Source organism: Anoxybacillus sp. (genome assembly GCF_036834105.1).
Lineage (GTDB): Bacteria > Bacillota > Bacilli > Bacillales > Anoxybacillaceae > Anoxybacillus.
On record NZ_DAITON010000107.1, the window covers coordinates 1 to 7,711 of the forward strand.

Annotated in this window: 8 protein-coding genes; 5 read left to right on the forward strand and 3 right to left on the reverse strand. The window is 43.4% G+C overall.

Annotated elements, in window-relative coordinates; translation table 11 throughout:
* Positions 1-22: 22 nt before the first annotated feature.
* Positions 23-346: a spore coat protein gene (locus V7Z64_RS10205; RefSeq protein WP_297987358.1), complete on the reverse strand. Its 324-nt coding sequence runs from the start codon at positions 344-346 to the stop codon at positions 23-25.
* A gap of 12 nt (positions 347-358) precedes the next feature.
* Positions 359-610, reverse strand: coding sequence for a hypothetical protein (locus tag V7Z64_RS10210; protein ID WP_297987356.1), 252 nt, complete (start codon positions 608-610; stop codon positions 359-361).
* A 164-nt stretch (positions 611-774) separates the two neighbouring features.
* Between V7Z64_RS10210 and V7Z64_RS10215 the strand changes: the two genes are divergently transcribed.
* The gene (locus V7Z64_RS10215; protein WP_297987354.1) at positions 775-1,692 is read left to right on the forward strand and encodes a proline dehydrogenase; all 918 of its coding nucleotides are present in this window, start codon (positions 775-777) and stop codon (positions 1,690-1,692) included.
* 18 nt (positions 1,693-1,710) lie between these two features.
* On the opposite strand, the gene V7Z64_RS10220 is transcribed toward V7Z64_RS10215, so the two are convergent.
* The gene (locus tag V7Z64_RS10220; RefSeq protein WP_009362277.1) at positions 1,711-1,857 is read right to left on the reverse strand and encodes a YuzL family protein; all 147 of its coding nucleotides are present in this window, start codon (positions 1,855-1,857) and stop codon (positions 1,711-1,713) included.
* A 149-nt stretch (positions 1,858-2,006) separates the two neighbouring features.
* Between V7Z64_RS10220 and V7Z64_RS10225 the strand changes: the two genes are divergently transcribed.
* From V7Z64_RS10225 to V7Z64_RS10240, 4 genes are all read left to right on the forward strand, one after another.
* A complete protein-coding gene (locus tag V7Z64_RS10225; protein WP_334110307.1) occupies positions 2,007-4,385 on the forward strand; it encodes a 3-hydroxyacyl-CoA dehydrogenase/enoyl-CoA hydratase family protein in 2,379 nt (792 codons plus the stop codon).
* Positions 4,386-4,397: 12 nt separating this feature from the next.
* Positions 4,398-5,570: an acetyl-CoA C-acetyltransferase gene (locus V7Z64_RS10230; RefSeq protein WP_297987342.1), complete on the forward strand. Its 1,173-nt coding sequence runs from the start codon at positions 4,398-4,400 to the stop codon at positions 5,568-5,570.
* A 15-nt stretch (positions 5,571-5,585) separates the two neighbouring features.
* Positions 5,586-7,367, forward strand: coding sequence for an acyl-CoA dehydrogenase family protein (locus tag V7Z64_RS10235; RefSeq protein WP_297987340.1), 1,782 nt, complete (start codon positions 5,586-5,588; stop codon positions 7,365-7,367).
* A gap of 69 nt (positions 7,368-7,436) precedes the next feature.
* Positions 7,437-7,711 (forward strand): arsenate reductase family protein (locus V7Z64_RS10240; protein ID WP_334110311.1); only part of this gene is annotated, 275 nt, incomplete at its 3' end.

Consider the following 7,711-nt stretch of genomic DNA (forward strand, 5'->3'; position numbering starts at 1 on the left):
CTGCATCAGCAGCCGGCTTTTCTTATTGCACCATGTTGTTGTATGGAAATTGGCTTGCATATCCTTGAAATTGTTGGTAAGATTGTTGCAGTTTTTGTTGGTCCGCCTGTTCGAGCGCATACCACCCTTTTTTGAACATTAAGTTGTATAAGTCGCGTTGACAGTTTTGTGTTTCCGTAAACATACGCAACACTTCATCGTACAAATGTTGGTGGCTCGCTTCATTTAAAAACGTACAATAACTAGCTGTCATATATTTTTCAGTCGATAACATGTCATTTATAAAATCACGATCGTTCATTTGTGGCGTTTTTGGAATTTGTGTTTCACGATTTTGCACCTTCATGCTGTGACCCTCCTATTGAATATGAGCTGATGGTTGCAATTGATGTAAAAGCTGTTGATAATGACGTTGGTGCATTTGCCCGACGCGCTCAATGGCTTGTTTAATTTCTTGATCTTGGCATTGAGAAGCGAAAAAATGCGCTTTTTTCATTGCGAGTAAATTCCAAGAAAGTGCATCTGTTAAATAAAGGGCATCTTTCGTTGAAATCATTTCAGGCGGTTGAGCCATCATCACTTGTTGTTGCATGTTCATTTGTTGCTGCATCTAGATCCCTCCTAATAAAATCGCATTCGACTGTATATTGCCCATGCATTGTATAGTTATACGTATGTAGACAAAAAATACGATTATTCGACAAAAACATATTCAAGCGATTGAAAACGTGTTACAATACGGGTGGATGCGCTTGCAAAAGGGGGTAAACAACAATGGAGCAGTTGATGCGCGACTTTTTCTTATTTTTGTCAAAAAATAAAACGTTAACAAAATTGGCGAAGCGTTACGGTCTTCGTTTCGGTGCGTCGCGTTTTGTAGCGGGAGAAACAATCGAACAGGCAGTAGAAGTGATTCAACAACTGAATCGTAAAGGACTGGCGGTCACGATCGATTACTTAGGGGAATTTGTTGATAATGAACAAGAAGCAAACGAAATGGCGAACCATTCGATTGAAGCGATTCGTGCAATTGGTGAAAATAAACTAAATTCACAACTATCATTAAAAATGACGTCGATGGGATTAGACATTTCCGATGAGCTTGTCATGAAAAATATGCGCCGTATTTTAGATGAAGCGAAAGCCCACGGCGTATTCGTTACAATTGATATGGAAGACTATTCTCGTTGTCAAAAAACGATCGATATATTTAAGCAGTTGAAGAAAGAGTATGACAATGTCGGAACGGTATTGCAAGCATATTTGTACCGCACGGAAAAAGACATCGAAGATTTAAATGCGTATCATCCGAACTTACGCCTTGTGAAAGGGGCGTACAAAGAGTCACCGGAAGTCGCTTTTCCAGATAAAAAAGATGTGGATGAAAACTTCAAAAAAATTATTAAAATGCATCTATTAAACGGAAACTATACAGCTGTTGCTACGCACGATGACGCGATTATCGAATACACGAAACAACTCGTGAAGGAGTATAACATTCCGAACGATCAATTTGAATTTCAAATGTTGTATGGTATTCGTCCAGAACGACAAGAACAATTAGCGCGCGAAGGGTATACGATGCGCGTCTACGTTCCATACGGAACCGATTGGTACGGCTATTTTATGCGCCGTTTAGCAGAACGTCCAGCCAACGTGGCATTTGTGCTAAAAGGAATCGTGAAAAAATAAAGGTGGGCCATCCCACCTTTATTCATTTCCCATGTTTTCTTTTCCGTATTGTTGATTTTGGCTCGTTTTCTTTCCGCCGCCATCACGCTCCACCGTCGGACCAGCATTTCCTTTAACACTTGCCGCACTTACACCTGCTTTTGACGGGTGTTTTTTCATTTTCATCGCAAACATCACCTCCTTTCGTATCATGTCCTAAATCATTGACAAAATTCGCTACATTTATTTGTTGCGAAAATTTGAAATATAATTTATATTTAAGATAAAGGAAAAATGAATGACCATTCATTCAATATGGATAAGGGGGAAGGAGAATGCGAATTAAAAAAGCAGCTGTTCTCGGTTCTGGTGTCATGGGATCGGGAATTGCGGCGCACTTAGCGAACGTCGGTATCCCGACATTGTTGTTAGACATCGTACCGAAAGAGTTGACGGAAGAAGAAAAAGCAAAAGGATGGACGCTTGAACATAAACAAGTACGCAATCGCATCGTCAATCAGGCGGTAGCACGCTTATTGAAACAAAAGCCAGCACCGCTTATGTCAAAGGCGAACGCATCATTGATTGAAGTTGGAAACTTTGAAGATGATTTTCATCGGTTAGCTGAATGCGACTGGATCATTGAAGTTGTTGTGGAGCGGCTTGATGTGAAAAAAAGCGTATTTGAAAAAGTCGATGCGGTAAGAAAGCAAGGAAGCATCGTCAGTTCAAATACATCGGGTATTTCGATCGAAGCGATGGCAGAAGGGCGCTCCGAAGATTTTAAAAAGCATTTTTTAGGCACGCACTTTTTCAATCCGCCGCGCTATTTAAAACTGTTAGAAATCATTCCGACAAAACATACAGATCGAGCTGTTGTGGCGTTTATGAAACAATTCGGTGAAAATGTACTTGGCAAAGGCGTCGTTCTTGCGAAAGATACGCCAAACTTTATCGCCAATCGGATTGGTACGTACGGTTTACTTGTTACCGTGCGCGAAATGATGAAAGGCGGCTATAGCGTCGGCGAAGTCGATTCCGTGACGGGCTCGCTCATTGGACGTCCGAAAAGCGCAACATTCCGTACGCTTGATGTTGTTGGACTAGACACGTTTATTCATGTGGCTAACAATGTGTTTGAAAAAGTAGAAGGTGAAGAAAAAGAAGCATTTACTGTCCCGTCGTTTATGAAAACGATGGTTGAGAAAGGATGGCTCGGCAGTAAATCAGGACAAGGATTTTTCTACAAAAAAGGAAAAGACATTTTTGAATTAAATTATGAAACGCTTGAGTATGAACCAACGAAAAAATTGAAGGCACCGTCGATCGAGATGAGCAAACAAGCGAAAGGAACAGCGAACAAATTGAAAGCGCTTGTATATGCGAACGATCGCGCTGGTCAGCTACTGTGGAACATTTTAAGCCCGACGTTATTATATTCCGCCCAGTTGCTCGGCGAAATCGCTGACGATATTGTAGCGATTGACCGTGCGATGAAATGGGGATTTGGATGGGAACTCGGTCCTTTTGAAATGTGGGATGCGATCGGCGTGAAGCAGTCTGTGGAGAAAATGAAGGCAGAAGGTCGACAAGTCCCATCGTGGGTAGAACACTTCCTTGCGAGCGGATATGAAACGTTTTACAAGCGTGAGCGAGGTTTTGTATCGTACTACGATCGTGGACAATACAAGCCTGTTGAAGAAAACGAAAAAGTTATTCATATTCAGCGCTTAAAAGAACAAAAAGGGGTCATTAAGAAAAATAGTGGCGCAAGCCTCATTGATCTTGGCGATGATGTCGCATTGCTTGAATTTCATTCACCAAACAATGCGATCGGTTTCGATATCGTCCAAATGATTAACTATGCGTTAGAAGAGGTCGATCGCAACTATAAGGGACTCGTCATCGGAAACCAAGGTAAAAACTTTTGCGTCGGTGCGAACCTTGCGATGATTTTAATGGAAGCGCAAGATGACAACTATTTTGAAATTGAGATGGTCGTTCGTCAATTCCAACAAGCGATGATGAATATTAAATATAGCACCAAACCGGTCGTTGTTGCACCATTTGCGATGACGCTCGGAGGTGGAACAGAAATTTGCTTGCCAGCTTCACGCATTCAAGCTGCAGCGGAAACATATATGGGGCTCGTTGAAGTTGGTGTCGGTCTCATTCCGGGCGGCGGTGGAAATAAAGAGCTATATATGAAACATTTAAGCGGCATGCCAAACGGTGTGGAATTTGATCTCCAAAAGGTTGCCAATAAAGTGTTTGAAACGATTGCGATGGCGAAAGTGTCCACATCAGCGGCGGAAGCGCGTGAATTGAATTTCTTAAATGCACAAGATAGTATTTCGATCAACGGTGACCATCTCATTCATGATGCGAAACAAACGGTATTGGCATTATATGAGAGCGGATACAAGCCGCCGATGCGCCGAAAAATTCCTGTTGTTGGGGAGACCGGCTATGCGACGTTGTTACTTGGTGCGCAAGGGATGTATCATTCAGGCTACATTTCCGAACACGACTTAAAAATTGCGAAAAAGCTTGCTTACGTCATTGCTGGCGGAAGCGTACCGTACGGAACAGAAGTGGATGAACAATATTTGCTCGATCTAGAGCGCGAAGCATTTTTAAGCCTTGTCGGCGAGCCAAAAACACAAGCGCGCATGCAACATATGCTTGTGAAAGGAAAACCGTTAAGAAACTAAGGGGGGATTGACGTGAAAGAAGCGGTCATCGTTGCCGGGGCGCGCACGCCTGTCGGCAAAGCAAAAAAAGGGACGTTAGCCAACGTCCGCCCAGATGATTTAGGGGCGATCGTTGTTAAAGAAACGTTAAAGCGAGCAGGAAATTACGAAGGAAACATTGATGATCTCATTATCGGTTGCGCCATGCCAGAAGCGGAACAAGGGTTAAATATTGCGCGCAACATTGGAGCGTTAGCTGGTTTGCCGTATACGGTGCCAGCCATTACAATCAACCGTTATTGTTCATCGGGATTGCAAGCGATTGCTTATGCGGCGGAGAGAATTATGCTTGGGCATGCAGATACCGTTATTGCTGGTGGCGTAGAGTCGATGAGTATGGTACCGATGATGGGCCATGTCGTACGACCGAACGTGAAGCTCGCAGAAAACGCACCGGAGTATTATATGTCGATGGGACATACAGCCGAGCAAGTAGCCATGAAATACGGAGTGACGCGCGAAGATCAAGATGCGTTTGCTGTTCGCAGTCATCAAAAAGCAGCAAAAGCGATTGCTGAAGGAAAATTTGTCGATGAAATTGTGCCGGTCGACGTGACTGTCCGTCATATTGAAAATAATAAGTTAGTAGAGAAAAAGATAACGTTTAGTCAAGATGAGGGAGTTCGCCCGGATACGAATATGGAAACGCTCGCCAAGTTGCGTCCTGCTTTTTCAGTGAACGGGACGGTCACAGCAGGGAATGCCTCACAAACGAGTGACGGAGCAGCGGCGGTGATGGTGATGGATCATGAAAAGGCGAAAGCGCTCGGTTTACAACCGCTCGGTAAATTCCGTTCGTTTGCGGTAGCAGGTGTCCCACCTGAAGTGATGGGTATCGGACCGATTGCTGCGATTCCGAAAGCGCTTGAGCTTGCAGGGCTTGAACTTTCTGACATCGGCTTAATAGAACTGAATGAAGCGTTTGCTTCGCAAGCGATTCAAGTCATTCGCGAACTTGGATTAGATGAAGAAAAGGTAAACGTAAACGGAGGAGCGATCGCCCTCGGTCATCCGCTCGGTTGTACGGGAGCGAAGTTAACGTTGACACTTTTACATGAAATGCGTCGTCGCAACGAGCAATTTGGTATTGTCACGATGTGTATCGGTGGCGGTATGGGTGCTGCTGGCGTATTTGAATTATTATAAGAGGGGGAATCAATAATGGAAAAAGCGTTACAAATTGCACAAGGCGGTAGCTTTTTAATTGAAGATGTATCACCAACTCAAGTGTTTACACCAGAAGATTTTACAGACGAACAAAAAATGATTGCGAAAACGACAGAAGAATTTGTCGTCAACGAAGTATTGCCACAACTTGAACATTTAGAAAACCATGAGTTTGATCGGTCTGTCGCTCTTTTAAAGCAAGCTGGTGAGCTTGGATTGCTTGGTGCGGACGTGCCAGAAGAATACGGTGGATTAAGTTTAGATAAAATTAGTTCGGCGTTAATTGCTGAAAAAATGGCGCGTGCGGGCGGCTTCTCGATTTCACACGGCGCGCACGTTGGGATCGGCTCGCTTCCGATCGTCTTGTTCGGAACAGAGGAGCAAAAACGAAAATATTTACCGGCGCTAGCGACAGGTGAGAAAATTGCTGCTTATGCATTAACGGAGCCAGGCTCTGGTTCAGATGCGCTCGGTGCGAAAACGACAGCAAAACTAAATGCAGAAGGTACGCATTACATTTTAAACGGAGAAAAACAATGGATTACAAACGCTGGTTTTGCCGACGTATTCGTCGTCTATGCGAAAGTAGACGGTGAGCATTTCACAGCATTTATTGTCGAGCGCGATTTCCCTGGCGTATCGACAGGAGCGGAAGAAAAGAAGATGGGGATTAAAAGTTCATCGACACGCACATTAATTTTACAAGATGCGCTCGTGCCGAAAGAAAACTTGCTCGGCGAAATCGGAAAGGGTCACATTATCGCATTTAACATTTTAAACATCGGTCGTTATAAGCTTGGCGTCGGTGCCGTTGGAGGAGCGAAACGTGCCCTTGAAGTGACGATTCAATATGCAAACCAACGCCAACAGTTTAAAACAGCGATCGCGAAGTTTTCGTTAACACAAGAAAAATTAGCAACGATGGCTTCTAAATTGTATGCAGCTGAAAGTTCCGTTTACCGTACAGTCGGTTTATTTGAAGCGCGCATGGGGCAGTTAACGGACGAACAAGCAAAAGACGGAAAAGAAACAGCAAAAGCGATCGCAGAATATGCGATTGAATGTTCATTAAATAAAGTGTTTGCGACAGAAATGCTCGATTACATCGTCGATGAAGGTGTACAAATTCATGGCGGTTACGGCTTTATGCAAGAATACGAAATTGAACGCATGTATCGTGATTCACGCATTAACCGTATTTTTGAAGGAACGAACGAAATTAACCGTCTTCTTGTCCCAGGTATGTATTTGCGCAAGGCGATGAAAGGGGAGCTTCCACTTTTACAAAAAGCGCAACAGCTACAAGAAGAATTAATGATGTTGATGCCTGAAGAAGTTGGCGATGGCGTGCTTGAACAAGAGAAGTACCTTGTCCGCAATGCGAAAAAAATCGCTTTAATGGTCGCGGGACTGGCGGCGCAAAAATTCGGTTCAAAACTTGAAAAAGAACAAGAAGTGCTCGTAAATATTGCAGACATCGTCAGCAACGTATACGCGATGGAGTCTGCGCTATTGCGTACGGAAAAAGCCATCGCCCAATCGGGTGTGGAGAAAAATAAACAAAAAGTATTGTACACACAAATTTTCTGCCAAGAAGCGTTTTATGAAATTGAAGCGCATGCGAAAGAAACGATCGTCGCTGTCGAACAAGGTGACGTGTTGCGCATGATGCTTTCCGCATTGCGTAAATTAACACGTCATACGCCAATCAACGTCATCGCGAAAAAACGTGAAGCGGCAGCAGCATTAATTGAAGCGGAACGATATGTTGTGTAATAATGGAAGTGCCAGACGATGCGTCTGGTACTTTCGCTTTATTATCGTATATATTGATGAGGTGAGAAGATGGTTACGTTTTATTGGTATCCAAAATATGGAACATGTCGCAAAGCAAAAAAATGGTTAGATGACAACAACATTTCCGTACAAGCGATACATATTGTTGAGCACCCTCCATCCAAAGAGCAGTTACGGACGTTATACGAAAAAAGTGGATTGGATGTAAAAAAATTTTTTAACACGAGCGGTATGAAGTATCGCGAACTCGGGTTAAAAGATAAATTAAAGGCGATGAACACGGAAGAAATGTTGCAACTACTGGCATCTGACGGAATGTTAAT